The sequence below is a fragment of the Acetobacterium paludosum genome (genome assembly GCF_008086595.1).
Classification (GTDB): Bacteria; Bacillota; Clostridia; order Eubacteriales; family Eubacteriaceae; genus Acetobacterium; species Acetobacterium paludosum.
Genome location: NZ_RXYA01000006.1, coordinates 202,973 through 229,322, shown reverse-complemented (window position 1 = coordinate 229,322; position 26,350 = coordinate 202,973). Strand labels below are relative to the sequence as shown.

22 protein-coding genes, 5 tRNA genes, 2 riboswitches and 1 other annotated feature are annotated in these 26,350 nt (G+C 38.5%); of the genes, 2 read left to right on the top strand and 25 right to left on the bottom strand.

From position 1 onward, the window contains the following. Window positions 1-521 precede the first annotated feature (521 nt). Window positions 522-1,088 carry an ECF transporter S component gene (locus tag FZC41_RS08455; protein ID WP_148566963.1) on the bottom strand — a complete coding sequence of 189 codons (567 nt, stop codon included), beginning with the start codon at window positions 1,086-1,088 and terminating at the stop codon, window positions 522-524. Between the two features lie 78 nt (window positions 1,089-1,166). Then, window positions 1,167-1,295: riboswitch (FMN riboswitch) on the bottom strand. A gap of 65 nt (window positions 1,296-1,360) precedes the next feature. After that, complete coding sequence (locus tag FZC41_RS08450) at window positions 1,361-2,290, bottom strand: magnesium transporter CorA family protein (protein ID WP_148566962.1); 930 nt, start codon at window positions 2,288-2,290, stop codon at window positions 1,361-1,363. A 251-nt stretch (window positions 2,291-2,541) separates the two neighbouring features. Beyond that, a riboswitch (M-box (ykoK) riboswitch) is annotated at window positions 2,542-2,705 on the bottom strand. A gap of 239 nt (window positions 2,706-2,944) precedes the next feature. Between FZC41_RS08450 and gad the strand changes: the two genes are divergently transcribed. Then, the gene (gene gad, locus FZC41_RS08445; RefSeq protein ID WP_148566961.1) at window positions 2,945-4,354 is read left to right on the top strand and encodes a glutamate decarboxylase; all 1,410 of its coding nucleotides are present in this window, start codon (window positions 2,945-2,947) and stop codon (window positions 4,352-4,354) included. 76 nt (window positions 4,355-4,430) lie between these two features. Here gad and FZC41_RS08440 read toward each other — a convergent pair whose 3' ends face one another. The 9 genes from FZC41_RS08440 to cobT all read right to left on the bottom strand — a co-directional run bounded on the left by FZC41_RS08440 (window position 4,431) and on the right by cobT (window position 15,949). Continuing rightward, on the bottom strand, window positions 4,431-5,990 hold the full coding sequence (locus FZC41_RS08440) for a hypothetical protein (RefSeq protein WP_148566960.1): 1,560 nt from the start codon (window positions 5,988-5,990) through the stop codon (window positions 4,431-4,433). 150 nt (window positions 5,991-6,140) lie between these two features. Then, window positions 6,141-7,679, bottom strand: coding sequence for an MBG domain-containing protein (locus tag FZC41_RS08435; RefSeq protein ID WP_148566959.1), 1,539 nt, complete (start codon window positions 7,677-7,679; stop codon window positions 6,141-6,143). 314 nt (window positions 7,680-7,993) lie between these two features. Further along, complete coding sequence (locus tag FZC41_RS08430; protein WP_148566958.1) at window positions 7,994-9,904, bottom strand: PTS fructose transporter subunit IIABC; 1,911 nt, start codon at window positions 9,902-9,904, stop codon at window positions 7,994-7,996. Between the two features lie 12 nt (window positions 9,905-9,916). Next, window positions 9,917-10,834 (bottom strand): 1-phosphofructokinase, encoded by a 918-nt coding sequence (pfkB, locus tag FZC41_RS08425; RefSeq protein ID WP_148566957.1) that lies wholly within the window; start codon window positions 10,832-10,834, stop codon window positions 9,917-9,919. Continuing rightward, window positions 10,831-11,583 (bottom strand): DeoR/GlpR family DNA-binding transcription regulator, encoded by a 753-nt coding sequence (locus tag FZC41_RS08420; RefSeq protein WP_148566956.1) that lies wholly within the window; start codon window positions 11,581-11,583, stop codon window positions 10,831-10,833. The genes pfkB and FZC41_RS08420 overlap by 4 nt, the downstream gene beginning before the upstream one ends. 302 nt (window positions 11,584-11,885) lie before the next feature. Continuing rightward, a complete protein-coding gene (locus FZC41_RS08415) occupies window positions 11,886-12,533 on the bottom strand; it encodes a TetR/AcrR family transcriptional regulator (protein ID WP_148566955.1) in 648 nt (215 codons plus the stop codon). 137 nt (window positions 12,534-12,670) lie between these two features. Continuing rightward, complete coding sequence (locus tag FZC41_RS08410) at window positions 12,671-13,108, bottom strand: ACT domain-containing protein (RefSeq protein WP_148566954.1); 438 nt, start codon at window positions 13,106-13,108, stop codon at window positions 12,671-12,673. An 11-nt stretch (window positions 13,109-13,119) separates the two neighbouring features. Continuing rightward, window positions 13,120-14,421, bottom strand: a complete 1,302-nt coding sequence (locus FZC41_RS08405; protein WP_148566953.1) for a phenylacetate--CoA ligase family protein — start codon at window positions 14,419-14,421, stop codon at window positions 13,120-13,122. A gap of 150 nt (window positions 14,422-14,571) precedes the next feature. Then, window positions 14,572-14,841, bottom strand: a binding site (T-box leader). A gap of 55 nt (window positions 14,842-14,896) precedes the next feature. Beyond that, complete coding sequence (gene cobT, locus FZC41_RS08400) at window positions 14,897-15,949, bottom strand: nicotinate-nucleotide--dimethylbenzimidazole phosphoribosyltransferase (protein WP_148566952.1); 1,053 nt, start codon at window positions 15,947-15,949, stop codon at window positions 14,897-14,899. Window positions 15,950-16,361: 412 nt separating this feature from the next. Here cobT and FZC41_RS08395 point away from each other — a divergent pair, with 412 nt between their 5' ends. Beyond that, entirely contained in the window at window positions 16,362-17,681 is a 1,320-nt protein-coding gene (locus FZC41_RS08395; RefSeq protein WP_243136678.1) for an amidase domain-containing protein, read from the top strand. 156 nt (window positions 17,682-17,837) lie between these two features. On the opposite strand, the gene FZC41_RS08390 is transcribed toward FZC41_RS08395, so the two are convergent. From FZC41_RS08390 to gatB, 14 genes are all read right to left on the bottom strand, one after another. Then, entirely contained in the window at window positions 17,838-18,656 is an 819-nt protein-coding gene (locus FZC41_RS08390; RefSeq protein WP_148566950.1) for a MetQ/NlpA family ABC transporter substrate-binding protein, read from the bottom strand. 121 nt (window positions 18,657-18,777) lie between these two features. Further along, window positions 18,778-19,434 carry a methionine ABC transporter permease gene (locus tag FZC41_RS08385; protein WP_148566949.1) on the bottom strand — a complete coding sequence of 219 codons (657 nt, stop codon included), beginning with the start codon at window positions 19,432-19,434 and terminating at the stop codon, window positions 18,778-18,780. Next, window positions 19,427-20,476 carry an ATP-binding cassette domain-containing protein gene (locus FZC41_RS08380; RefSeq protein WP_148566948.1) on the bottom strand — a complete coding sequence of 350 codons (1,050 nt, stop codon included), beginning with the start codon at window positions 20,474-20,476 and terminating at the stop codon, window positions 19,427-19,429. The genes FZC41_RS08385 and FZC41_RS08380 overlap by 8 nt, the downstream gene beginning before the upstream one ends. Before the next feature lie 255 nt (window positions 20,477-20,731). After that, the gene (locus FZC41_RS08375) at window positions 20,732-21,103 is read right to left on the bottom strand and encodes a YccF domain-containing protein (RefSeq protein WP_148566947.1); all 372 of its coding nucleotides are present in this window, start codon (window positions 21,101-21,103) and stop codon (window positions 20,732-20,734) included. 56 nt (window positions 21,104-21,159) lie between these two features. Beyond that, a complete protein-coding gene (locus tag FZC41_RS08370) occupies window positions 21,160-21,909 on the bottom strand; it encodes an alpha/beta fold hydrolase (protein ID WP_148566946.1) in 750 nt (249 codons plus the stop codon). Window positions 21,910-22,071: 162 nt separating this feature from the next. Continuing rightward, window positions 22,072-22,147, bottom strand: a tRNA-Lys gene (locus FZC41_RS08365). Between the two features lie 190 nt (window positions 22,148-22,337). Next, window positions 22,338-22,413 (bottom strand) — tRNA-Gln (locus tag FZC41_RS08360). Window positions 22,414-22,433: 20 nt separating this feature from the next. Next, a tRNA-His gene (locus FZC41_RS08355) sits at window positions 22,434-22,510 on the bottom strand. A gap of 24 nt (window positions 22,511-22,534) precedes the next feature. Further along, window positions 22,535-22,611 (bottom strand) — tRNA-Arg (locus FZC41_RS08350). Window positions 22,612-22,629: 18 nt separating this feature from the next. Beyond that, window positions 22,630-22,703 (bottom strand) — tRNA-Gly (locus tag FZC41_RS08345). Between the two features lie 200 nt (window positions 22,704-22,903). Continuing rightward, a complete protein-coding gene (locus FZC41_RS08340; protein WP_148566945.1) occupies window positions 22,904-23,395 on the bottom strand; it encodes a metallophosphoesterase family protein in 492 nt (163 codons plus the stop codon). Between the two features lie 13 nt (window positions 23,396-23,408). Then, entirely contained in the window at window positions 23,409-24,005 is a 597-nt protein-coding gene (rdgB, locus tag FZC41_RS08335) for an RdgB/HAM1 family non-canonical purine NTP pyrophosphatase (protein WP_148566944.1), read from the bottom strand. Window positions 24,006-24,018: 13 nt separating this feature from the next. Then, window positions 24,019-24,735 carry a ribonuclease PH gene (gene rph / locus FZC41_RS08330; RefSeq protein ID WP_148566973.1) on the bottom strand — a complete coding sequence of 239 codons (717 nt, stop codon included), beginning with the start codon at window positions 24,733-24,735 and terminating at the stop codon, window positions 24,019-24,021. Between the two features lie 178 nt (window positions 24,736-24,913). After that, on the bottom strand, window positions 24,914-26,350 hold the full coding sequence (gene gatB, locus FZC41_RS08325; RefSeq protein WP_148566943.1) for an Asp-tRNA(Asn)/Glu-tRNA(Gln) amidotransferase subunit GatB: 1,437 nt from the start codon (window positions 26,348-26,350) through the stop codon (window positions 24,914-24,916).

Sequence of the window (26,350 nt, the reverse complement as noted above, 5' to 3'; positions counted from 1 at the left end):
TGCATGTGTTAAGCATACCGCCAGCGTTCGTCCTGAGCCAGGATCAAACTCTCAATAAAAGTTTGTATTCGAGCCTTTCGGCTTTCATATCTGTCTCATGAATAACTCAATTTTATCCTCTTGCGAGTTGATGTTTTATAGAGTGCATCTCTCTGTTTCTATTTTAGCCGCTTGCATTCTTACGAATGTTTTGGCTGTTTTACAGGTTTTATGGTACTATTCTCTTTTCTATGACCGCCGCTCCGTTCTTACGAAGCTTGTACATTATATCGTCGCTGCCTTAAGTTGTCAAGCTTTTTTTTAAGTTGTTTTTAAATCGTTTCTTTTGCTGTGCTGTCCCTGTTCGAGACAACTTCTTCAGTATACTCCGATTATTACACTCTGTCAATCTTTTTTCGATTTTAATTTTTTCTTTTGTTTCACTGTTGCTTAAACTCCGTTTCAAGCGTTTTATTCCAATATAGAAGGGCCCTGAATCAAATTGATTCAGGGTCCTTCTATATTAATTCATGCTTTAAGCCTTACTTATCTGCTAGTTTCACTTCTTTTATTTCCATTCCCAATACTTTGCCAACAGATTTATACACCATAAAAGTAACAACCGAATTCACACCGGTTTTAATGAGATTAAACGGAACAATCATCGGAAGAATCATCGGTATTACTGCATCAATGGGTATACCCATAAATATTGGTGTAAAAACAAGATTCCAGATGACCATCGTAATCGTCATTGTCACCGCCCCAAGAGCTAAACCAATAACAGCTCCTTTTCGGGTGCGATTTTTTTTGTATATCATGCCTGCTACCAGAACAAAGGAACCCGTTGCAAAGAAATGCATTAAGACCCCTATAATACCGCTTGAAGAGCTGACTGTTATTCCCTGTAAGGCACAAACAACACCCGTTAGGATCAAACCGCCTAATGGTCCAAACATAAAGGTCCCAATCAAAATTGGTATATCTGCCGGATCATATTCCAGGAATGGTGCTGCCGGAATAATCGGAAGATGAATCAAATAAACCAATAGAATTGACATTGCTGCCAATACCGCCATTTGTGTCAGTTGTTTTGTCTTGATTTTCATAAAACCCTCCTTGTTGTCTGTTCAGAAAATAAATAAGCCCCTGGATTTTATTCCAGGGGCTCTACGTGCAAAATTTGTACGTCATTTCTTTCATCCGGACTATACCGTCGGTTCTGGATTCTAACCAGATCAGCCTTTCGGCTCGCGGACTTATTGCCGAAGCAAAATACCACCGGTGAGGACTTGCACCTCGCCCTGAAACAGACTGTTTATTTATTTAATTCATTATACATCCATATGAATTTCTTTGTCAATAATATTTTTAGACAACTCTAACTAAACATCTTCTTTTTAAATAAAACAAATGCAGCCACACCCGTAAAAGCGAAAGCAATTAAAACCACTCCCCAAAAACTTGATATCGGAATTCCGATAACGTTCATTCCGAAAAAGCTTGAAAGCATTGTTGGGATTGCCATAAGAATCGTAATAGACGTCAATACTTTCATAACAATATTTAGATTGTTAGAAATAATTGATGCAAAAGCATCCATCATACCACTTAGAATATTACTGTATATGTTGGACATTTCAATTGCTTGTTGAACCTCAATCAGAACATCTTCTAAAAGCTCTTTATCTTCCTCATAAAGTTTGATAACACGGCCGCGTTGAAGTTTTTCCAAAACCGATTGATTGGCCTTCAGCGATGTTGAAAAGAAAACTAAACTCTTTTCCAAATCAAGTAGCTGAAAGAGTTCTTTGTTTTTCATGGAAATATGCAGTTCTTTCTCGACATCATTGCTCATTCGATTGATGTGTCTCAGATAAACAAGGAAACGACTGGCAACACGATAGAGTATCTGAAAGATGAATCGTGTTCTTAAATTTGTGAATACATTTTTAACCCGCCCCTTGGCAAAATCGTCAATAAGAGTATTTTCACGAAGACAAACTGTAATAATGTTATCTTCCAGTTCAACAATACCAACTGGGATAGTCGTATAAAGTACCATTTTTGCATCTTTTTCAACAATCGGTACATCAATGGTGATAAGTGCCTGGTTATTATCTTCAAGTTCCACACGGGAAATTTCTTCTTCATCCAATGCCGCTCTAAGGAAATCAGGTTCTACCTCTAATTTTTCAGTGATAAAACGGAGTTCTTCTTCCGTTGGGTTAACCATATTAATCCAACTATTTTTTTCGATGGATTCAATTTCTTCCATTTTTCCATCAATGGTTTTGTAGATTTTAATCATTATTTTCCTCCTTAATTAAGAGCAACCAATGATCATTAAGATATTCTGGTCGCTCTTGCTATTCCATTGTTCAATGCGCTTATCTCCAGGATCTGCGTCCATCCTATCTCATCTCCTTTTTTTATTATTCAAACTAGAAGAAGTGCTCTTTACAAGCTACCTCTATATTTTGCTAACATTCTTTTGGATCATTACCGGCCCGCAAATAAAAAAGCTCCACTGTTTGTGGAGGTTTTTGCGCAGCAAAATAATGATTCCTCCATTCGTTGAGCTTCGGCACTATACAGCATAGGGCAATGCCCAGCTGCATTAAGTAAAACCTTAATTCGATAGTACCTGTTGACCCATTGGCATCTTTCGATGTTTCCGGGCAGCAACCATATCTGTATAGGAGCCTCACCTAACAAAAGAAACACTTTGTTTTTTGATTGTTTTATTCATTAACTATATCTTTTTCTATCATTATTGTCAATCTTTTTAAGTTAAACCCTTGTAACTATTAACCGATTAGTATGGCGTATGTTTTATTTATCCGCTTATTTTTGGGATGCAAAAGTTCTGCCAGCAGTGTTTGTGTGTTAAAATAGAATTTAATTACTAGTTATTTCAATTTATCTCTAAACTCAAAAATTAATACTATTACAGGAGGCAAATATGTTACATTCAAGGCCCGAAGAAGATCAATTAAATTGCGTTTACACGCTGCCAATTTTTGGCGATAATTCTACCGACTTTTTACCTAAATATCAATTGGGTCAAAAATCAATTAATCCAGAACTTGCTTATCAATTAATTAAAGATGATTTATTAGACGAGGGCAGTGCCAGACTTAACTTAGCCACTTTCTGTCAAACTTACATGGAACCCGCTGCTGTTCGGATCATGTCCGAAACGCTAGAAAAAAATGCCATCGACAAATCTGAATATCCTCAAACAACGGATCTTGAAAATCGCTGTGTTAATATCATTGCCGATCTATGGAATGCACCCCAAGATATGGCTTTTATCGGCACATCTACCGTGGGTTCTTCCGAAGCCTGTATGCTTGGCGGATTAGCAATGAAATTCTCCTGGCGAAAGAACGCTGAGAAATTCGGATTAAATATTAATGAAAAAAAGCCAAATTTGGTCATTTCCTCTGGCTTTCAAGTTTGCTGGGAAAAGTTCTGTGTTTATTGGGATATTGAAATGCGTCTTGTCCCAATAGACGAAAATCACATGAGTCTTAATATGGATACAGTAATGGATTATGTTGACGACTATACCATTGGCATCGTTGCAATCATGGGTATTACCTATACCGGCAAATACGATGATGTCAAAAAATTAGATAAACTTGTCGAGACTTATAATCAAACAACGGATTTTAAAATATCCATTCATGTGGATGCCGCTTCCGGTGGACTGTTCGCTCCTTTTATTCACCCTGATCTGGAATGGGATTTTAGATTGAAAAATGTTATTTCCATTAATACTTCCGGTCACAAATATGGTCTTGTTTACCCTGGAGTTGGTTGGATAATCTGGAAAGACAAATGCTTTCTTCCTTCCGAACTTATTTTTAAGGTAAGTTACCTTGGCGGCGATATACCCACTATGGCTATCAATTTTTCACGCTCTTCCAGTCATATAATAGGACAGTACTTTAATTTTTTATCTTATGGGTATGATGGTTATCGAGAAATTCATCAAAGAACACGCAATGTTGCGAAATACATTTCTGAAGAGGTAGCTAAAACCGGACTTTTTGAAATCTATAATGATGGCGATAATATCCCCATTGTATGCTGGAAAATGAAAGAAAACGCAGATAAAAAATGGACTCTTTATGATTTAGCGGATCGCCTTAGAATCAATGGTTGGCAGGTCCCAGCATATCCTCTTCCCAATGATATGTCCAACATCGTTATTCAGCGGGTTGTCATTCGGCAGGATTTAAGTCTGCAACTAGCTGGATTGTTTGTTGAGAATCTAAAGGAAAGCATTCACACCTTAGATCATGCTCATATTATTATTTATGGTAATACGGATGAAAAAAAAGGTGCTTTCGGATTCACTCATTAATTGATAAAAAGGATCTATTTAATTTATATTTATTAAATTGATCCTTTTATTTTTTGTTGTAACATTCACATCATTGTCAATCGATTTTTTTTGAATCAGTTTTATGTTTTTTTCTATAAATAATGAAACCAACTATTCCTAAAATAATCACAACTGCCATAATCACTCCAACAATTTTCAAAGTTCCCCATTGTGAATTGGATTTGGCAATTACTATCCGTGTAGTTGCTATAGTGCTCTTATAATTATCATTTCCCTTATATTTTACAACAACTTGCTGATCTCCAATCTCGGCTTTATAGGTAAGTTCAATGTCTTTCTTTTCAAATTTTATTGCATTATTATCATCATCAACAAGAGCAATGCAAAGATTCTCATATACAGCAGCATCAAGATTATTCTTGTTTTCATCGTATGTGACTGTCGGTGGATTTGCTGTTAGCACCAATGAGCACGGTAACTGTTCTTTGATTTTTACCGTCTGATCTGCCTGACTGCTGTTGTATTTATCGGTTCCCTTGTATTTTACTGTCACCGGCTGATCCCCTGCTGTCCGATTATAACTTATCTCTATGTCACTGGACGAAAAATTGATTTTATTATTTTTGCTGTCTACGACCTGAATGCCAAGGGCTGCGGTGACATCCGCGTCCATTTTTACAGAATTCGAATTGTAAATAACTCCAGGCGGAGATTTTGTCAAAGAAACCGAGGTATTCTCTTTAGCTGGAATCGGAGGATCCGTCTTACCTGTAATCGTCACGTTCCCTGTTGCTTTACTCCCGGTGTACTGATCATTCCCTTTATATTTTACCGTAACATCCTGTTTTCCGACTTCCCGATTATAGCTTATTTCAATATCATTGGCTGTAAAATTGATTTTATTATTACCGGCATCAACAACCGCGATGTTAAGCGCCTGATAGACAGCTAAATCCAGTTTTGCCGCATCCGTTGTAAATGCTACAGATGGTGGACTGGCAGCTAAAGAAATTTTCGTATCCATCTTGCCTGTTATTTCAACTTTTGCACTTGCTGCAGAATTATTATATTTTTCATTTCCTTTATATGTTACCGCAACTGTTTGTATTCCTATGACTCGATTATAATTTAAAGTAATATCGTTCTGAGAGAAAGGGATTTTATTAGAATCACTATCAACCACAACAATGCAAAGATCATCATATACGGCTTTGTCTAAAACGGCTTGATCGCTGGAAAAACCCACTGCCGGCGGATTAGCTTTTAACACAAGTCTTGTATCCTTTTTTGAAGCGTCGGTAATCGTAATATACCCAGTTGCCGCACTTGCTTCATATTTGTCATTCCCCTTAAATGTTACCGTTACCTTCTGTGTTCCAATCTGTTTAGTATAAGCAAGACTAATATCATCATATGAAAAATCAATCTTATTGGAATCTCCATCAACTACTACCACACAAAGGGCATTATAAACAGCTTTGTCCAGCTCATCACTCGAACTACTAAAAACAACCGATACTGGATTATCGGCGATGGATACCGAAGTAGCCAACTTTCCATCTTCCGCAAATAAACTGGTGGACGTCCCCAATAAAACTAGCATCGATACGAAAACGGTTGCAGCTATATGCATAAAAAAAATTTTCTTATTCATTCTCTCTCCTTCATTCTACTGACCTAAAAGTAACATAACTATACACTTTTAAAAAATTATCTGGTCTCTACCTTTGCTTTGCAGGATCCATTTTATAAACTAAAAGGATCCATTTAATTTTCCATTAAAACCAATCCTTCACTATTTAATTTACATTTTAGTCAATCGATTCTTTCCGAAAAAGATACCGCCCACTATAAGAAGCAATAAAGCTAATGCAATTCCAAAATACGCAACAGGTGGTTCTTTTTCATCTTCTCCTGTTCCCGTTGATGGGTTGTAATAATCACCAGAATAAACAGCAGCAGCAGCTTCATCCTTTTTGAGGATTTCAAACTTATCTTCTCCTTGCACAAAAGAAATGTAATAATTTGAATTGCTTAAACTGCCAAGGTAAACATCATATTTTCCAACCGCTTCTCCTGCTTCGCGTTCCAAAGACCCATAAAGCGTATCTCCTCCAAAGAGTCCCTCTGCCAACGTATCTCCTGAGTGATCACGCCAGACTGTATAGGTCAAAAATGGGTCCTGATCTCCCTCAACTTTTGATCGATAGGAAGGTACCACGGTTATTGGCGCCGGTGTAATGCAATACTTTTCTTTTGATGAGATGGGATCATTTTTTATTGTGTAATTATTTCCGTTTGTACCATTAATTCCATAAAAATAATAACCACCTGATGCCCAGACGTAATACTCGCCAACATCTTTCTGCTGGCTATTTTCTTCTCCATACCAAGGGCTGAAATCATCGGTAGTAAATATCTCAATTTCTTCCCCGGCAATGACATCCTCGCTATTAATGTTGAATTCACACTCATTTAAATTTGCAGTGCCATCATAAACTTTATCTTGTCCTGTTAAAAAAACTTCAACCGGCTTTGGTGTTATGCTGGCAGACAATACTACATCACTAATATTGAGTTTAGCATCTTTGGCAACTTTTTTCTCCTGATCAGTTTCTTTGTTTTCGTTGGTGTTTTCAACAATAATATAGTTTTGTCCCTTACTTCCGGTAATCGTCACGTTTTTCACCGTTACAGTATTGGGCTCAGCAGGCATCACATCTTTTGAAAGAAAACTTGCCGACTTGAAATTAAAAATGACGTTATTCTCATCATCTTTTATCACCTTTCTATTTTTTAGCCCGACAATTGCGTTTTCCGGAACATCAAGCGTTCCGTCATATATCTTGGTGATCGGTTTTTCTGTGAAAAAATCCATCAAATTAAGTTCAATGCATTTTATTTTTATTTCTTTTGTTTCTGAATCGCTTCTATAATTATCATCTCCTGCATATTTTGCTGTCACTGAATAAGTTCCTGCATCGGTAGGCGGAATGATCGACTCTAAATAGTCTTCCCCATTAACCTTCGTTCCGGTATATGTGATTTCGACAAGCGCCGGATCCACTTCTGGTCCATCAACAGTTGGTTTAATTGCCGCCAAGTTCTGGGGACTTCCATTATAGAACACGTCCTCTGAAAAAGTTATCATTGGAGTTAAGGTTCCTTGAACAATCATACTGTCGTCGATTGTTGCAACTGTTGTCTCTGAATCATTCGAAGTAAACCAGAAATCGTTTCCGCTTAGCCCTTCAGCAAAAATCCCCATGGGAAAACATGTTGCAATTAGAATGACCGCTAAAACAAGGCTTAGAAATCGCCAACAAATTTTTGTCTTTTTCATTGCTACATCCTTCCTTTTAGTATTTCACAAGTGCACACATAGCGTTTATTTAAAGGCAGTTAATCCTCGACTTGTTATTTGGTTATCCAGTTTTCTAGTCAGTAATATAAACCTTTATCATTCATTATACTGGTTAAAATCTCACTATTCAATGAAACTAGGCCAATGTTCGTTTATAATTTGCTTTCAACCTATTTTGTATACAATTAATACAAAAAAAAAACAAAAAAATCGTTTTTAAAGATTTTTTTGTTTTTTTAAATCACTGACAAACCGATAAAACATCATTCCGACTATCCGAATTAATTCAGATATTAATCTTCAATCGCTTCCATAACTTCTTTATTTTTTGGTTTTTTAAGAATTGCCAACAGTATCATTGCAACAATTGAACCCACAAGGAGTGCAATCACATAGCCAATTGGATTTCCAACAACTGGGAACACAAATATACCACCATGCGGAGCCATTAGGGTACAGCCGAAAAACATCGACAAACCGCCGGCTGTTGCTGATCCGATTATACAAGAGGGAATGACCCGAATAGGATCTTCCGAAGCAAAAGGAATGGCTCCCTCCGTAATGAAAGAAAGTCCCATAATATAGTTTGCTCCTCCAGCTTCTCTTTCTTTTTTAGTAAAACGGTTTTTGAAAAATGTTGTACATAATGCGATGCCAAGTGGTGGAACCATCCCGCCAACCATTACTGCCGCCATAATATCAAACTGTCCGGATGCCAGTGATGCGGTTCCAAATACATAAGCCGCTTTATTAACCGGTCCACCCATATCCACAGCCATCATGCCTCCAAGTACAATCCCCAAGACAACCTTGCTGGAAGATCCCATACTGTTTAACATAAACGTCATCCAGTTATTTAGCGCCGCCACCGGCGGATTAATCACAAAGATAATTAGTGCTCCAATAAGTAAGATACCAAAGAACGGATATAGCAAGACCGGTTTAATCCCTTCCAGACTGTTTGGCAATTTTGAAAATACCTTTTTTAAACCTAAAACCAAATAACCTGCTGCAAAACCAGCCAATAGGGCTCCTAAAAATCCCGATCCTCCGGTATTGGCGAGCATCCCACCGACGAATCCAACTGCCAATGCCGGGCGATCGCCAATACTCATTGCTATGTATCCGGCTAATACCGGTAGCATAAATGCAAAAGCCGTGCCGCCAACCGTCTTTAAGAAAGCCGCAAATGGCGTATTCATTCCAAAATTAGCCGGATTTATACTGTAGTCATCAAAAAGAAATGCTAACGCGATTAGAATCCCGCCTCCGATAACAAAGGGAAGCATATGGGAAACGCCATTCATCAGATCCTTATAAATTTTCCGACCGACACCTTCCTTTTCTCCTGACTGTTGTTTTACTTCTCCAGCTACACTTGCACTATGAAAAATTGGAACATTTCCTGATAATGCTTCCTCAATCAACTCTTTGGGGTTATGAATTCCTTTGGCAACCTTCGTTTGTATCACCGGTTTTCCGTTGAATCGATCCGTTTCAACATTTGTATCGGCAGCAATGATAATACCATCGGCATTTTTTATTTCTTCTGCCGTCAATTGATTTTTCACACCTCCGGACCCATTGGTTTCAACTTTTATCGTGATACCCATTTCCTTGGCCTTGTTTTCCAGGCTTTCTGCTGCCATATAGGTATGAGCAATTCCTGTCGGACATGCCGTTACCGCCAATAATTGATATTTTCTCTTTTGCTTATCATCAGCTGCCGCCTGAGCACTCCCAAATTTTTCTTGTTCTTTTTCATCAATCAGTTTCAAAAATGTTTCAACATCTGAAGCTTGAATCAACTTCGCTCGAAACTTCTCATCCATTAAAATCGTTGAAAGCTTGCTCAGCACTTCTAAATGGAGATCATTGGCAACCTCTGGTACAGCAATGAGAAAAAACAGAAACGCGGGTTCCCCATCTAACGAATCAAAATCCGCACCTTCTCTAACAACCATGGCAGCAAGTCCGGCATTTTTGACTACTTTTGATCTTCCATGCGGGATGGCTACGCCTTCCCCAATGCCTGTTGTTCCTTCGTCCTCACGATTCATAACAGCCAGCCGAAATATCTCTTTGTCGCTGATATTTCCTGTTTCATCCATGAGATTCACCAGATGCTTAATTGTTTCTTCTTTTGATGCCGGCTTCCCGAAAAGGTCAACTCCTTTTTTACTCAATAACTCACTAATACGCATTTCTCTTCCTCCTTATTTTTCTTTCTTCGGTAATATGCTAAGCAACTCTAACACTTCCGTTTGAGTTGCTAAGTTTTCTGAAAATGCTGAGGCGCTTCCTGTCGCAACTCCCATTCGAAATGCTTCTTCAAAATCGTTGTTTAGTAAATATCCGGCAATAAAACCTGCCACCATTGAATCTCCTGCCCCAACAGAATTTTTAACCAAACCCGTTGGTGCCTTCATTTCATGGATATTATCGTTTTCATCGATAAGAATAGCGCCTTCGCCAGCCATTGAAACCAAGACGTTTTTCGCACCTATTTCCTGAAGTCGTTTGGCATATAAAATGACATCTTCACGATTTTTTACCGTCACTCCAAAAATTTCACTCAATTCCTGTTTATTGGGTTTAATTAAAAATGGTTTGTACTTAACTACCTTTAGCAGCAGTTCTCCGGTCGCATCGACCACAATTTTAATTTTTCTGTCTTCCAGGTGCTTCATAATATTTTCATATGTATTTTCTGGCAGAGTCCCTGGAATACTGCCTGCCAGCACCAGGATATCCTGACTTTTTATCAGATCTAATTTTTCAAAAAGCTCCTTAATTTCTTTTTTTGTAATACTCGGGCCTTGTCCGTTAATTTCGCTTTCTTTGTCCGATTTTATTTTTACATTAATTCTTGAAATTCCTGATTTTATTTTTACAAAATCGGTGTAGCATCCAAAATCATTGACCATCCGCTGAATTTCTTTTCCGGTAAACCCACCCAAGAATCCCAGTGCAACATTTCTGACCCCCAAGTTTTTAAGTACCATGGAAACATTAATACCTTTTCCTCCCGGAAAAATATGTTCCCACTGACTCCGGTTAACCGCACCCTCTTGAAATGTATCCAACCCAATAATATAATCTAAGGATGGGTTGAATGTTACTGTAAAAATCACGTATTATCCACCTCCCATATTTTTGTGTATTTTTTATAGATCGCACTCGTGAGCTTTGTCGTAACGATTTCCCCGTCCTGCAAATTTCCAAAGCTAACCGGTGCAGTAATATTAAACTTTGTCGAATCAGCTAAAACATAGGCTACTTTACATCGGTTAAAAGCTTCACGTTTTACCTGAGCCTCCGTTGGATCCGGCGTACTAAACCCAGCAACAATATCCACTCCGTTAGTTCCAAAGAAACCTTTTGAAAAGTGATATTTCGTCAGACATTTCAACACTTCACCGCCAACTACAGCTTCTGTAATTGGTTTGATTTCACCGCCAAGGATAATTGTTCGGCAACCTTTTTTCACAAGTTTCTTTGCAATGACCATTCCGTTAGTGACATAAACAGCCCCTAATTCTTTTATGTAATCAACCATCGCCTCAGTTGTGGTGCCCGCATCAATGTATACAAAGTCGTTATTTTCAATAAGACCTGCACTAAACTTCCCAATCTGTTGTTTTTCCTCTTTATAATGATCTCCTCTAAATTGAATGTCAAAATCTATTGATGTAAAGCTCCCATTGATGCGCGTGGCACCCCCATGAACTTTATTTAATTTTTTACTCTTATTTAGCGTTGTTAAATCCCTTCGAATGGTCGACTCGGATATTGCCAGTGTTTTCGATAACTCCGAAACGGTCACGGCTCCTTTTTTTTCAATCAATTCTAATATTTTAGTAAAACGTTCTTCAATAAGCATCTACTCACCTCTTTTAATTGAATGATATCAGCATATTATTCCATTGTCAATCATTATTATTCATATTATTCCATTTATGGTCACATTGTATATCTTTACACTTTTTTTTGATTTATATCATTTTATTTACTTATTACCCCAATTTTTTTTAGTTAGCAAATAATTTTTAATTAATTTATGCACCTTTTATTTAATTAGCTTCCTGATCTCCTTATAAGCGTTATCTCATCAAGATATTTTGCGCAAATAAAAAAAGATAGCAAACTAATGTTCACTATCTTTCTTCTAAAATTTTAATAGTATCAAATCAAAAATTTAATATCTACTGGCTTGTTTTTGTTGGAAAAATCCAAACCCTGTTGGATCGTATTCTCTATCATTTCTCCATCAAGATTCATTAATCTAAATAAATTTCTCACAAAGAAATAGACCATTGCCCTGCTTGTAAACTTAATTTCCTTTTCATAGAAATCAATGAACAGTTCTTTTCTTGCCCCATATTCTGATCGTGCAATAATTTCTAAATCTGCTTCAATGTAGTTTTTGTTTAAAAAATCCAGGCAAGATCGATTCATGGTTTTGGTGATGTTTGTCCTTCCATTCGGATTGACATTTTTAACCAGCACTTCATAATAAAGAGTTTTATTATGTTCATCATTTAGAATTGCTTCGTAATACAATATCAGGGAATAGCAATACTTGGTATAAAGATTGAGATTGCCGGAAACAGAAGAAACATATTCGTATAATGCCAGAAAGAAAACATTGTAGATGTCTGAGATCATTTCATCCTTCTTTTTATAATAGTAAGTGATGGTTCCCAGTTTAACGGTGGCACGATCTGCAATATCTTGTATCCCTGTTTTATTATATCCATTCTCGTAAAATAGAATTTTTGCGGTATTGATAATATTTTGTTTAGTTTGTGTTCCTTTTTTTGACTTTGCCATAATTTACCTTTCTTAAAACAATTAATTCTTATATTATATGCATTTAATTTTAATTCATATCTTTCATAATACGAAAAGTTACGGCAAATGTCAATATATAGTTTTAGAATGTTTTAGCTTTAAGCTTCCATATTTTTTTATTTCATTAATAATGTTTCGGCGTCTAACAAATTGACAGTTGAAATCTTCTCAAGGGTTTCAATGGCTTTTTGCTGAACCTCATCGTCAACGCGCATGATAATAATCGCATTATCTGTTTTTTTTGGCAGAAAAGAATAGGCATACACAATGTTTATTTTTGCCTGAGTTAGCGCATCCACCAGGTTACTTAATCCGCCTGGCTGATCAGGAACTTCAGCGGCTAAAACAGAGGTCAATGTACATCGGATATTATTCTTTTTCAGCACTTCAATTCCTTTTTCTGTCTCCTGCAAAATTAAACGAATGATCCCATAATCCATCGTTTCCGCAATATTCAGGGAACGAATATTAATGTCATTTTCCGCCAGAATTTTAAGCATCTTATTCAAACGACCTTCATGATTTTCCATAAAAATTGAAACTTGTCGTATCATTTTTTCTCCTCCTAAATTTTTCTTAAATCCAGAACCCGTTGGCTTTTTCCGCCCTCAGCCCTGGGAAGGCTTCCCGGCTCAACAAGGGCAATTTTTGCATTAATACCAATCGTTGAATGAATTCGCAGGGCAATCCGTTTTTCAAGTTTTTCAAGATTGCTGATTTTATCCGAAAACATTTCTTCACTGAGTTCAACCTTGATTTCGAGCGTATCCAAAGATCCTTCTCTTCTGACGATCAGCTGATAATGGGGTTCGACTTCTCCAAGTTCTAAAAGAACACTTTCAATTTGGGTTGGGAATACATTTACCCCTCGAATGATTAACATATCATCCGTTCTTCCCTGCAATCGATTAATTCTTAAATGAGTTCGTCCACATCCACATGGTTCTGGATTAATCGAAGTAATATCATGGGTTTGGTAACGTAAAAGTGGAATTCCTTCTTTTGTAATGGTTGTGATTACCAGTTCTCCCTGCTCACCGTAAGGAAGCACTTTTAAAGTGACCGGATCAATGATCTCCGGAATAAAATGATCTTCCCAAATATGCAGCCCATCCTGGGCTTCACATTCAATGGCAACACTTGGTCCCATAATTTCTGATAATCCATAGATATCGTGAGCTTTAATTTTTAATTTCTTTTCGATCTCTTTTCTCATACTGTCTGACCAGGGTTCTGCCCCAAAAACACCAACTTTAAGTTTTAAAGATTCTGGATCGATTCCCTTTTTTTTGAGAGCATCTCCCAAATAGATGGCATAGGATGGTGTACATGTCAATACGGTTGTCCCGAAATCCTTCATAATCATAATTTGTTTGTCCGTATTCCCACCGGAAATCGGAATAATTGAAGCGCCCAACATTTCAGCGCCATAATGAACTCCCAGTCCTCCGGTAAATAATCCGTATCCATAAGCATTTTGCACCACTGAGTGAGAATCTGCTCCGGCTGCCACCAACGAGCGTGCCATTATCTCAGCCCAGATGGTAATATCTTTTCGGGTGTAACCAACAACCGTTGGTTTGCCGGTTGTTCCGGAAGATGCATGGATTCTCACAATTTTTTCCAATGGCACGGCAAACAATCCATATGGATAATTATCTCTCAAATCCACCTTAGTTGTAAAGGGCAACTTTTGCAAATCCGAAAGCTCTTGAACATCTTCTGGAACTAAGCCGGCTTCCTGAAATTTGTTTCGATAAAATGGAACATCATGATAGATTCGATTGACCATTTCTTTTAACCGCTCTAATTGCAGTTCCTGCAATTTTTCTCTTGGCATACATTCACAGCTCTTATTCCAATACATTGTTTTCCTCCTGAATTTTCTTAATTATATCATTTACTAATGGTGTCTTCTTTAAAACCATAGACGCTATGTAATCCCTCGTTCATGATGGTCCAGGATTAGTCGCCAGGGAAGTGCTTTCCCATATACTATAAAAGACCCGTCCTTTATATAAAGGACGAGTCTTACTCGCGGTACCACCTAATTTGATTACATAATAATCCACTTACTTAAGAACACTCCCACAACAGCAGTTTATGTTCTTCCTTTTGATAACGATAAGGATCTACCGATTCTACCTAATAACGATTATCTGCTTCAATCCTATTCAGTAAAACAACTCCTGAGGGAACTTCATCATCCTTATCGCCATCGGTTCTCACCATTACCGACTCTCTGCAGGCTCTAACGAAGATTACTTTCCTCACTCACAGTTTTTTTATATATGATCCATTATATTCCTAATCTCAAAATATTGTCAAGATATTTTTGATCCTTAAACAACACCCAAACCGACATCGCTATAAGTTGCCATTTCACGATTCATATATAAAGCAGCTTCAACAATATTAAAAGCGATAGCCGCTCCGCTTCCTTCACCCAAGCGCATGCCCATATTCAAGAAAGGTTTAGCTCCAATAAATTCCGAACCGAAAGCTGCTCCTCTTTCTGCTGACGCATGAGAACAAATGAGATAACCTTTTACTTCTGGTTTCAGCGCAATCGCTATGGCCGCAGCAGCTGTTGAAATAAAGCCATCAATAAGAACCGGGACCTTATATGAAGCACCCGCAAGCATCGCTCCTGCCATAGCGCCAATCTCAAATCCGCCGACTTTTGCCAATACATCAATCGCATCATTTTTATCCGGTTTATTCAGGGTAATTGCATCTCTTATTACCTGGGCTTTGTTAACCATTTTTTCTTCAGATAAGTTTGCGCCAGCGCCAACAAGTTCGCCTGGATCAACACCACTAAAAGCGGAAAAAATTGCTGCACTTGGAGTGGTATTAGAAATCCCTACTTCGCCAGTTCCCAGGATATTATATCCATTTTTAATCGCTCTTCCAGCCACATCAATTCCAGCCTCAAGAGATGCTATTGCTTCATCACGAGTCATTGCCGGACCCTTTCGCATATTCGATGTTCCTTTTCTTATTTTTTTATCCAAAATTTTTGATTTTGGATCAATTTCAGAAATCATCCCGACATCACAGACAAAAACATCGGCTCCGGCTTGTTTGCAAAGTACTGCAACTCCGCTCTTCCCGGCAACGACCATTTGGGCCATTAAATCAGTAACTTCTTGTGGTGCCGCCGCAACCCCTTCTTCAAAAACACCATGATCGCCGCAGAAAACGAGCATTGCTTTTTTGCTGACATCAGGGAACATTTCATCTGAAATTCCTGATAATTGTACTGCAATTTCTTCCAGCACACCTAAACTGCCTACTGGTTTTAACAGATCATCAACCCGAACTTTTGATTTTTTCATAATTTCTTCGTTTAGGGGCTGAATTTTTTCTAATGTTTCATTTAACAAACTCATTTTTATCTCCTCTGTCAATATTAATATTTATGAACTATATTATAACACAATCATTATCGTGTGGAATCGATAATTTTCTGAATATTGCAGTGACCATATTGTTTTAAATCACACCTGATTTGCTCGTTTATCCACTGCAACCTTAACCGCTATATTCCACTCAACAAGTGCAGGTCTCCGGTCCGTTTCAATTTTGTCTAAAAATATAAATATTTAAAAAATATTTATAACAGCTTTTATATGATAGAATACAAAGTTCAATTGATAACGATCTGAAAAATCAGCAAGATATTTTAGATCTTATCAACTAAATGAACAGTTCAAGTAATTTATACGATTTTTGTTTATTTCACAAAGAAAAACATATATAAATGACCTAAATAACTCCAAACCAGTGAAAGGTTCTGAATTGATGAAAAAAAAATATTTAATAAGTCTACTCCTGATAGTCTTTGTCGCTGTTGGACTTATTTTTGCTAAGAATTTTATGAATTCCCCTGATTTCAAAAGAATCTCTGCCAGCATCAATGGCATTACCTCAAGTGATTACGTTCGGGTGGTGAAAATCCGTAGCGGGGAAGATATGCTTGAACCTGAAATAATAGCTCCGATTTCCAAATATTTTGAAACGACCTACGCTGCAACCGCAGATTTAAAAACTACTGACATTACCACCCTTTTTCTTGATCCATCCAGTGAAAATGCCTGGATCAACCAAAATACCCTCGACTATCTCATTAATTTAAGACTTGCTCAAACCGATGATTTGCGCATGACTAATTATGAATGCGGCTTAAAGATATCTGAAATCAACGATACCGGAGATGAGCTTGAAGTGGTCGTAATGGAAGATCGAACTGTGAATTTTGCTTTTATTCCCAATATCGACTCATCAAGCAGCGGGATAAAACATACCTTTTATTTAAAAAAAGATGACAATGGTTACGTAATTGTTGAACATCATCAAGAAGAAGACTACTTTTCAATGATTGAGAAAACAATTACCGATAATTCCGGCAATTTAAAGGAAGCCCCCGCAGCTCTTCTAAATCAAGCCACATCTGTTGTGAAAGACTTATCCTTAGATAAAAAAGCATATAATGTCAGCGAACAGAAAACTCGAGAATCCAATTCTAAAAATCCCTATGACGCCAAATCAGCCGTTAGCTATGCCATGACCTGGGTTAATTCCCAAGGGGTTATCCGCAATACTGATGAATACGGTATATACGACCAATACGACGGAAATTGCAACAACTATATTTCCCAGTGTCTCCACGCTGGAGGAATCCCCATGGATTATTTTGGAGATGCGTACACTCAATGGAAATGGTATGATGATTCCATTAATTTAGAAGAAACGGATTCGGGCAGAAGTCCCGCATGGGCAGGTGTTGATGAATTTTACACCTATGCCAACGAAAACACAGGATATGGACTTGCAGCCATTGTTGATGATAATGTTTTTAGTGGATCGATCGGCGATATTCTACAATATGGTTATAATCAGGAATGGCATCATTCGGTTATTATTACTGATGTCATTACCGATGAGAATGGTAATATGTTAGATTATCTCATTAATTCAAATACTACCGACCGAATAAACTATCCCGCCAGTGCCTACGGCTATCCAGAAATACGATTGATTAAAATCATGGGCTGGAACGACAATCCAACTGATCCCAACGCTGGCAGCGAAAATGACCCAAATACCCTTCAGAACCCCTAAAGCGAAAACGCAAACCTTCAGATTGTTACCTCCTTGTACCGTACCAGTTATAAATCATAATATAAATTTAAAGCCAGCTATTCGTTCTGTCTGTGTTTTTCCAAACACAGCGACAAATAACTGGCCTTAATTATCATATTCCTTTATTGATTTTTACTAGAAAATAGGTACAACTGCACCTTTATAGGTATCTTCTATGTAAGCTTTAACTTTGTCACTTTTAAGTGCCTTGATCAATGCCACGGTTTTAGCACTATTCTCATCACCAGCTCGAACAGCCACGATGTTTGCATAGGTTTGGGCCGCCAGGGAGTCTTTTTCTTCTTTCGCAATCGCATCTGTACTGACATTCAATCCGGCTTCAATCGCGTAATTTCCGTTAATAACCGCTAAATCCACATCCTGAAGTGATCGTCCCAGTTGTGCCGCTTCCAATTCTGCAAATTGAATATTTTTCGGATTTTCAATGACATCCTTAGGTGTTGCCTCGAGTCCAGCACTAGGATTAACTTTAATTAAACCAATTGTTTGAAGCAGTAACAAAGCACGCGCTTCATTGGTGGTATCATTTGGAATCGCTATGGTTGAACCATCCGCAATTGCATCAAGTGTTTTTGTTTTTCCCGGATACAAACCCAATGGTTCATAATGAATGGCACCTGCACTTACAAGCTTTGTATTGTTTTTAGTATTAAAATCTTCTAAATATGGAAGATGTTGGAAATAGTTAGCATCCAACTCTCCACTTTGCAGTGTTAAGTTAGGTTGAACATAATCCGTAAATTCTTTAATTTGCAAAGTATATCCTTCATCTGCCAATACCTCTCCGGCAACTTTTAGAATCTCTGCATGAGGCGTAGGACTAGCGCCAACAACAATTGTTTTATCATCAGTTCCCGTTCCTTTTGCTGCACAACCTGTCAGCAATGCCAACCCAACAATACTGATCAATAATAGTGAACCAAACTTTTTCATTTTTCTCTCCTCTTCTTTCTATATGGGATCTCTCAAATTCCATATAATTCCTACATGTTTGATATGTAATATAACATAGCAAATTTCAGTTGTCAATCCTCTTTTTTTAAAAAACAAGCTACTATTTTCTATGATCCTGCTTTTGCGCAATTTTCATCCCAAATTCTTGAAAAATCTGAACGATTAAAACTAACAGCATGACCGTAACAACCATTACCCCAGTTTCATAACGATAGTACCCAAAACGAATGGCAATATCTCCCAGTCCACCGCCGCCAACGATTCCAGCCATGGCTGAATAACCCAAAATGGTCGTTGTTGCAATGGCCGCTCCGATAATCAAGGATGGCTTTGCTTCTGGAATCATGACCTTTGTCACGACTTGAAGCGGACTAGCCCCCATAGACAAAGAAGCCTCGATAATTCCATAGTCCACTTCTTTAATAGAAGACTCCACCAAACGAGCGATGAAAGGCGCCGCCGCAAGAACGAGTGGAACAATGGTTGCCGTAGAGCCAATGCTCGTTCCGACAACAAATCGGGTAAACGGGATCACTGCTATTAAGAGAATTAAAAAGGGAATTGACCGGGTAATATTTACAATAATATCCAATACCTTGTTAAGCAGTCTCATCGGTACAATTCCTTCTGAATCACTGGTCACCAATAACACCCCCACCGGCAATCCGATAATGTAGGCAATAAGAGTTGAAACCAAGGTCATGTAAAGTGTTTCAAAAGTTCCTTGAATAATTAATGTCGTCATTGAGCTATCCATCGATTTCCACCTCCTCAACGCCAATCTGGCGAGAACGAAGGTAGTAGATTGCCCGAGATGCGGTTAACTCGTCCTCCGGTAACTGGATAACCATTTGTCCAAAACTAACACCGTCAATATCTTTCATATCGGCATGAACAATCTTTACCAGACACTTTGTTTCCAGTACCATTTTTGCCATAACTGAATCACTGGATGAATTCTCATCAAATACAAGTCGATAACAATTCTTACCCATGACAACCGATCCCTGATCACCTTCAGAAAAGATCATTTTTTTTGCTATTTCGGTTTTTGGATTTCTAAAAATTTCTTCCACCGGTCCATATTCAGCGATCTTGCTTTCGTCAATGATTGCCACGTGATTACAGATTTGTTCAACAACACTCATTTCATGGGTAATGATGACAATGGTAATCCCCATTTTTTGATTGATTTCTTTTAGTAGACTCAGAATTGATTTCGTTGTTGATGGATCAAGTGCTGAAGTTGCTTCATCGCACAGCAGAATTTTGGGATTATTTGCCAGTGCTCTGGCAATCGCAATTCTCTGTTTTTGTCCGCCCGATAATTGTGATGGATAGGCCTTTGCTTTATCCGGCAACCCTACCAGTTCCAAAAGCTCCGCAGTTCTTTTCTTTGCCGTCTCCTTATCAACTCCTGCAATTTCCAGGGGAAAAAGGATGTTTCTTTCCGCAGTTCTCTGCATCAATAAATTGAATTGTTGAAAAATCATTCCCACCGAATAGCGTACGGTTCTCAGTTCTTTTTCAGTCAGTTTTGAAATGTCTTGTCCATCAATGAAAACACTGCCGTCAGTCGGCTTTTCCAGAAGATTGATACAACGAACCAAGGTGCTTTTTCCTGCCCCGCTCATACCAATAATTCCAAAAATATCTCCCTGGTTCACTGTTAGGTTAATCCCCTCCAATGCCTTTACCTCACCACTTTTGGGATGAAAGGTTTTTCCCAGGTTTTTAATTTCAATGATGGGTTGTTGGGACGTCTTATTACTTTTGATGTTCCTCACCCTCCTAATCATAAAGATTGAAACACTATCTCAATTTCAAGTATGTTATTAAATTGTATTTCTCATAACGGATTGGTAAACCTCTCCAATCCTGGCGTCGAATGATAAATAACGGTACTTGAAAAAGAGCTTGATTAGATAAAGTATCTAACAGATAAATATAAATCTATTATCACTTTTCTACAAGCTCCGTTATGTTTCATACTAACTTGTTGCTTTATTATAGTCTTGATTTTATTTTATTGTCAAGCATATTATACCTATCAGTTATCTAGTATCGATGATTTCTGCACCAAACGGAAGTAATGCCAACTTAGCAAATTTAAACCATTGCAATCCAAAGGGAATGCCAATAATCGTAATACAATAAACTAAGCCCAAAATAGCGGAGCCCAAAGCTAGTCCCCATCCAAATATAAGCAGCCAGAGAATATTCAAAAGAACCGACCCGGTCCCCATTTTTGAATAATCAACTGTTTTTCCAAAAGGCCAAAATACCAGCTGTGCCATTTTAAATGCCTGAATCCCCAAAGGGATGCCAATAATCGTAATACAGCAAATCACGCCTGCCAAAATCCAGCCCAAAGCCATGATCAATCCACCAAGTATTACCCAGAGAATATTACCAAGTACTTTCATTGTTTTTCCTCTTTTTTCTTCAAAATAAATGAATCTGTGGCCAAAGTAATTTCTTATTATTTTCTTATCTCAGCCATTTCCTTTTCTACTATCCTTTCACAAGTGATGGACTGCTGATCTGCTGCTGAAATTGTCGATACCCCATCACCTTTTTGTTCCCCATAATTTCCGAAATTCCCGTGATTTCCACCGATTATTTCATAAAAAGTGGTATCAGCAGGCATTTTTGTTTTTGCCGCTTCAAAAGCCGTTCGATTTAAAATGTGATCTTCACTTCCATATAGGCTTAAAACCGTTATCTTGGTTTGCGATAAATCTTTATTGGGATAAGCTCCCAGGAGTACCAATCCGGAAACCTTCTCTTCATTCTCAGCTGCATAATCCGATGCTATGGCACCGCCCAGCGAATGTCCGCCAATAATCCATTTTGACACTTCCGGCAGCGCTTCCATCGCCGCATCTGCACCATTGATATTAAATACCGCGAGATTAAAAGGCATTTTTACAATTACTGTTGTCATCCCTTTTTCCGCCAGCAAGTGCATGAGAGGAGCATATGCACTCACCTCGACTTTCCCACCAGGGTAAAAAACAAACCCAATATCCGTTTGTCCCTGTGTTGGCGTAAAAATGATGAGATTTCCTTTTTCCTCAACCGTCACTTGTGAATCTGAGATGAGCGCATCATGAGCTGTTTTATCAGCATGATAATAGTCTCCCAGATAAGTCAGCATTCCAATGATAACGGCAACCAGAATTATTCCGATTACTCCAATTAGTTTCTGTATTCTTCCCTTTTTTATCATAGTATCTCCTTGGCATCATTGAAGCCATTGCAAAACAAACACTTTCGTTTGTTTATTACCCCTTTCATCATTAAAAAACACCCATTAGCAACACTATACTACATAATCCACATTCTATCAAAAAATAAAAAAACCGCAATCTCTGCGGTTATGTTTTCTTAATGGTGACCCATGGGCGACTTGAACGCCCGACACCCTGATTAAAAGTCAGATGCTCTACCAACTGAGCTAATGGGTCATAAAAATATTAAATTATTGCATGTCTTTAAACGATTGTGTGATCCAACTGTTTGCCTAACTAAGTGATTCACACCAAATCAAAGATTTGGGTTCTCTACTTATACCAACTGAGCTAATGGGTCAGATAGAATATTTAGTTATTGTTTATCTTTAGAAGCCTTGGGTTCTCTACTTGTCAAAAGTAAAAATGGCAGGGGTAGCAGGACTCGAACCTACGCATGCAAGAATCAAAATCTTGTGCCTTACCGACTTGGCTATACCCCTAAGCAAATCATGATATAAAATGGGGTGGATAGTGGGACTCGAACCCACGATTTCCAGAATCACAATCTGGCGCTCTAACCGACTGAACTATACCCACCACAATATAAACACTTTGATAAAATGGTGCGCCTGAGGGGATTCGAACCCTTGGCACACGGCTTAGAAGGCCGTTGCTCTATCCTACTGAGCTACAGGCGCTCAATCCTAAAAAAAAAATGGAGCGGGTGAAGGGAATCGGACCCTCGCGACTGGCTTGGAAGGCCAGGGCTCTACCACTGAGCTACACCCGCATTGTCTCTCTTAAAGACAAGTGTTAGTATACTTTAAATGACAATTATTGTCAAGATGTTTTTTATTTTAATCTTGATTTTTATAAATACTGACCGCTTTAACAATCAACTGGCCGCCTTTTTGATTAAGTGAACGATCGGCCTTATCCCAAAAAGTCTACTAAATGGCTCGCATCTAGTTTTCTTCATAATTTATCTGTTCAGCGGTTATAACTCCAAACAGGCAGTATTCTGGCATCAATTTCTCCATTTTCTATCGTTATAATACCATAGCTTTCCGGATCTCCCATTCTGGCTGCGCCTACCGATCCGGGATTCATAATCACTGTTTGACCGTCATCTTCTATAAAAGCTTGGTGGGTATGACCAAAAAGAATAACCTGGGCATTTCTTTCCATACCTGCGTGATATAGGCGGTTTAAATCTCCTTTAACACCATATTTATGTCCATGACAAGCAAAGAATCTAAAACCACCTAGGATCGTCTCTAAATCCATGCTGCCTTCCTTTGCATAGAAGTCTAAATTTCCTTTGAGAATATGAATAGGTATATTTGTCAGGGTTCGTAAATGCAAGGCATCCTCAACGTAATCTCCCAGATGGATGATTACATCCACTTGACCCATCTCGTTTAATGCCTTTTCTAAAGCTTCAAAGTTTCCATGGCTGTCACTCATCACTCCAACTTTCATTTTTTCTCCCCTTCTAATTATTCAATAATAATTCCTTTGCTTTTGCAACGGCAACTGCTCGATGGCTGATTTTGTTTTTCTCTTCATTTGTCATTTCTCCGAAACAACGGCCTGTCTCTTCGTGGATAAATAGCGGATCATAACCAAATCCCTCTTCTCCGCAATAATCCAAGGCGATCATACCTCGAACCAGCCCTTGACAAGTCAATTCCCGGCCATCAGGAAGAATCATGGCAATGGCTGTTATAAATGCTGCGCCACGTTTTTCTTTCGGAACTTCTGCCATCACTTTTAGCAATTTTTTATTGTTATCTGCATACGTCACATTTTCCCCGGCATAACGCGCGGAATAAATTCCCGGCTCTCCATTTAAAATATCCACCGATAATCCCGAGTCATCACCCATTATGATCATGTCTTTTCCCTGTACATAAGGTTTTAGCGCCCGAACCTTGATGAGTGCATTTTCTTTATAACTCAGACCATCCTCAATAATCTCGATGTCGATTCCAAGATCCTTCATGGTAACAACCTCAAAGGCGCCACCAAGCATCGCTTTTATCTCTTTGGCCTTATTTTGATTTCCTGTCGCTAATAGTATTGTTCTCATCTCTATTTACCCACTATCCCAATAATGTTTCTTTCTGGAAGTCAATGATTTTTTTAATGCTTTCTTCGCCAAGCGCCAACATTTTTTCAAGTTCTTGTTTACTAAATGGTCGTTCTTCGCCGGTCCCCTGTATTTCAATGATTTCGCCTTTTTCGGTCATAACCATATTCATATCCACTTCGGCATTTGAATCTTCTTCGTAACACAAATCCACAAGCGGTTCGCCCTGATGAATCCCCACGCTGGTGGCCGCAACAAAATTGGTAATCGGCATTTCTTTAACCATGCCTTTATTAACCATGTTTGACAAGGCATCATGCAGTGCTACAAAAGAACCGGTAATGGCAGCAGTTCGTGTTCCTCCATCGGCCTGAATAACATCGCAATCAATCCAAAGGGTGCGCTCTCCAAGTTTACTCAGATCGATCACCGACCTCAGACTTCTCCCAATCAATCGCTGTATTTCCATGGTTCGTCCGTCTATTTTTCCCCGATTCCGATCTCTGCTTTTTCGGGTATTGGTTGATCCTGGAAGCATTTCATATTCGGCGGTAACCCAACCCTGTTTATGACCTTTTAAAAACGGCGGTACTTTTTCTTCAATCATTGCTGTACAAATGACCTTGGTATCCCCCACTTCAATAAGTACGGATCCCTGGGCATGCTTAATATAATTCCGGGTAACCGCCATAGGTCTTAATTCATTCTTTTTTCGTCCATCTATTCGCAAATCATTATTGTCTATTTCATCTATATTTTCCATGTTTTTCCTTTTCTTTTTGGGTCGATTTAAATTTAAAAGCAAAATGCCTTTATGTCCGGTTTCCTGTTTATCCATTGGTATACTTGAAGCTAAAGTCCACGCTCCGGCGTAGCCATGATAACAGGAAGATCGGACATGATAGTGGTTATCCTAAGTGTTTAGCGACCACTTCTCGAATGATTTTATTGGCAACTTGCGGATTTGCTTTGCCTTTTGTTTCTTTCATAACCTTTCCAGTTAAGAATCCATAGGCTTTCTCATTTCCAGTTCCGATATCTTCGACCGATTTCGGATTATCGGCAACAATTTTTTCGATAATTGCTTCCAGTTCTGCCGTATCACTCATTTGAGCAAGACCCTTTTCTTTTACAATCTCACCCGGATTTTTACCGGTATTAAACATTTCTTTTAATACTTCTTTTCCGCTGGTTCCATTGATAACATTCTCTTTAACCAATTTTAAAAGTTCTGCCAATTGAACCGGAGCAATTGGAATGTTTTCCATGGTTATTTCTTTTTCTTTTAATAATGGTGGGATTTCTACCATTATCCAGTTTGAAATTTGTTTTGGTTCGTCATACAATAGCACTGCTTCTTCAAAGAACCGAGCTGTTACACCGGTGGCTGTCAACACGCCAGCATCGTACTCCGGCAGTTTATATTCATCGATATAGCGTTGTTTTTTTGCTTCCGGCAGTTCCGGCAACTCACGTTTTATTTTTTCGATATATTCTTTTTCAATGACAATGGGGACCAAATCCGGTTCTGGAAAATATCGATAATCCTGGGCTTCTTCCTTGCTTCGCAGGGAAGAAGAGACCCCTTTGGTATCGTCCCATTTTCTGGTTTCCTGAACAATTTCATGTCCCTTTTTCAGCTCAATAATCTGTCGTTTGCTTTCATATTGCACCGCCCGAATTAAGGCCCGGAAGGAGTTCAGATTTTTCATTTCGGTACGGGTACCCAAAACGGTCACGCCCTTTTCTCTCATCGAAATATTGACATCAAAACGCATCGACCCTTCCTGCATCTTACAATCGGATACCCCAGTATACTCCATAATATTTCTTACTTTTTCAGCAAAAGTTCTTGCTTCTTCGGCGCTGCGCAAATCCGGTTCTGTAACAATTTCAACGAGCGGTACGCCACATCGGTTCACGTCAACCAATGTTCCATCGGCCGATTCATGAAGCAATTTTCCGGCATCCTCTTCAATATGTATCCGGGTAATCCCGATATCTTTTTTTACCCCGTCCACTTCAATTTCCACGACCCCACCGGTACAGATCGGTAAATCAAATTGCGAGGTTTGATAGGCCTTTGGCAAGTCTGGATAAAAATAGTTTTTTCGATCCATCTTGCTAAAATGGGCAATTTCACAATTTAAAGCCAATCCGGCTCTCGTCGCATATTCGACTACCTTTTCATTTAATACCGGCAAAACCCCGGGCATTCCTAAACAGACTGGACAGGTATGGGTGTTTTCTTCCTGACCAAACTTGGTTGGACAGGAACAAAATATTTTCGTTTTTGTGCCTAATTCGACATGGATTTCCATCCCAATGACCATTTCATATTCCAT

What these genes read in the sequence shown, in the direction of transcription:
- FZC41_RS08375 (WP_148566947.1), bottom strand. Translation starts at nt 21,103, where the DNA reads ATGAAAGTACTTGGTAATATTCTCTGGGTAATACTTGGTGGATTGATC.
- FZC41_RS08370 (WP_148566946.1), bottom strand. Translation starts at nt 21,909, where the DNA reads ATGATAAAAAAGGGAAGAATACAGAAACTAATTGGAGTAATCGGAATA.
- FZC41_RS08390 (WP_148566950.1), bottom strand. Translation starts at nt 18,656, where the DNA reads ATGAAAAAGTTTGGTTCACTATTATTGATCAGTATTGTTGGGTTGGCA.
- cobT (WP_148566952.1), bottom strand. Translation starts at nt 15,949, where the DNA reads ATGAGTTTGTTAAATGAAACATTAGAAAAAATTCAGCCCCTAAACGAA.
- FZC41_RS08450 (WP_148566962.1), bottom strand. Translation starts at nt 2,290, where the DNA reads ATGATTAAAATCTACAAAACCATTGATGGAAAAATGGAAGAAATTGAA.
- FZC41_RS08440 (WP_148566960.1), bottom strand. Translation starts at nt 5,990, where the DNA reads ATGAATAAGAAAATTTTTTTTATGCATATAGCTGCAACCGTTTTCGTA.
- FZC41_RS08455 (WP_148566963.1), bottom strand. Translation starts at nt 1,088, where the DNA reads ATGAAAATCAAGACAAAACAACTGACACAAATGGCGGTATTGGCAGCA.
- gatB (WP_148566943.1), bottom strand. Translation starts at nt 26,350, where the DNA reads ATGGAATATGAAATGGTCATTGGGATGGAAATCCATGTCGAATTAGGC.
- FZC41_RS08340 (WP_148566945.1), bottom strand. Translation starts at nt 23,395, where the DNA reads ATGAAAGTTGGAGTGATGAGTGACAGCCATGGAAACTTTGAAGCTTTA.
- FZC41_RS08380 (WP_148566948.1), bottom strand. Translation starts at nt 20,476, where the DNA reads ATGATTAGGAGGGTGAGGAACATCAAAAGTAATAAGACGTCCCAACAA.
- FZC41_RS08415 (WP_148566955.1), bottom strand. Translation starts at nt 12,533, where the DNA reads ATGGCAAAGTCAAAAAAAGGAACACAAACTAAACAAAATATTATCAAT.
- FZC41_RS08420 (WP_148566956.1), bottom strand. Translation starts at nt 11,583, where the DNA reads ATGCTTATTGAAGAACGTTTTACTAAAATATTAGAATTGATTGAAAAA.
- gad (WP_148566961.1), top strand. Translation starts at nt 2,945, where the DNA reads ATGTTACATTCAAGGCCCGAAGAAGATCAATTAAATTGCGTTTACACG.
- FZC41_RS08410 (WP_148566954.1), bottom strand. Translation starts at nt 13,108, where the DNA reads ATGATACGACAAGTTTCAATTTTTATGGAAAATCATGAAGGTCGTTTG.
- FZC41_RS08405 (WP_148566953.1), bottom strand. Translation starts at nt 14,421, where the DNA reads ATGTATTGGAATAAGAGCTGTGAATGTATGCCAAGAGAAAAATTGCAG.
- FZC41_RS08430 (WP_148566958.1), bottom strand. Translation starts at nt 9,904, where the DNA reads ATGCGTATTAGTGAGTTATTGAGTAAAAAAGGAGTTGACCTTTTCGGG.
- FZC41_RS08435 (WP_148566959.1), bottom strand. Translation starts at nt 7,679, where the DNA reads ATGAAAAAGACAAAAATTTGTTGGCGATTTCTAAGCCTTGTTTTAGCG.
- rdgB (WP_148566944.1), bottom strand. Translation starts at nt 24,005, where the DNA reads ATGAGAACAATACTATTAGCGACAGGAAATCAAAATAAGGCCAAAGAG.
- FZC41_RS08395 (WP_243136678.1), top strand. Translation starts at nt 16,362, where the DNA reads ATGAAAAAAAAATATTTAATAAGTCTACTCCTGATAGTCTTTGTCGCT.
- FZC41_RS08385 (WP_148566949.1), bottom strand. Translation starts at nt 19,434, where the DNA reads ATGGATAGCTCAATGACGACATTAATTATTCAAGGAACTTTTGAAACA.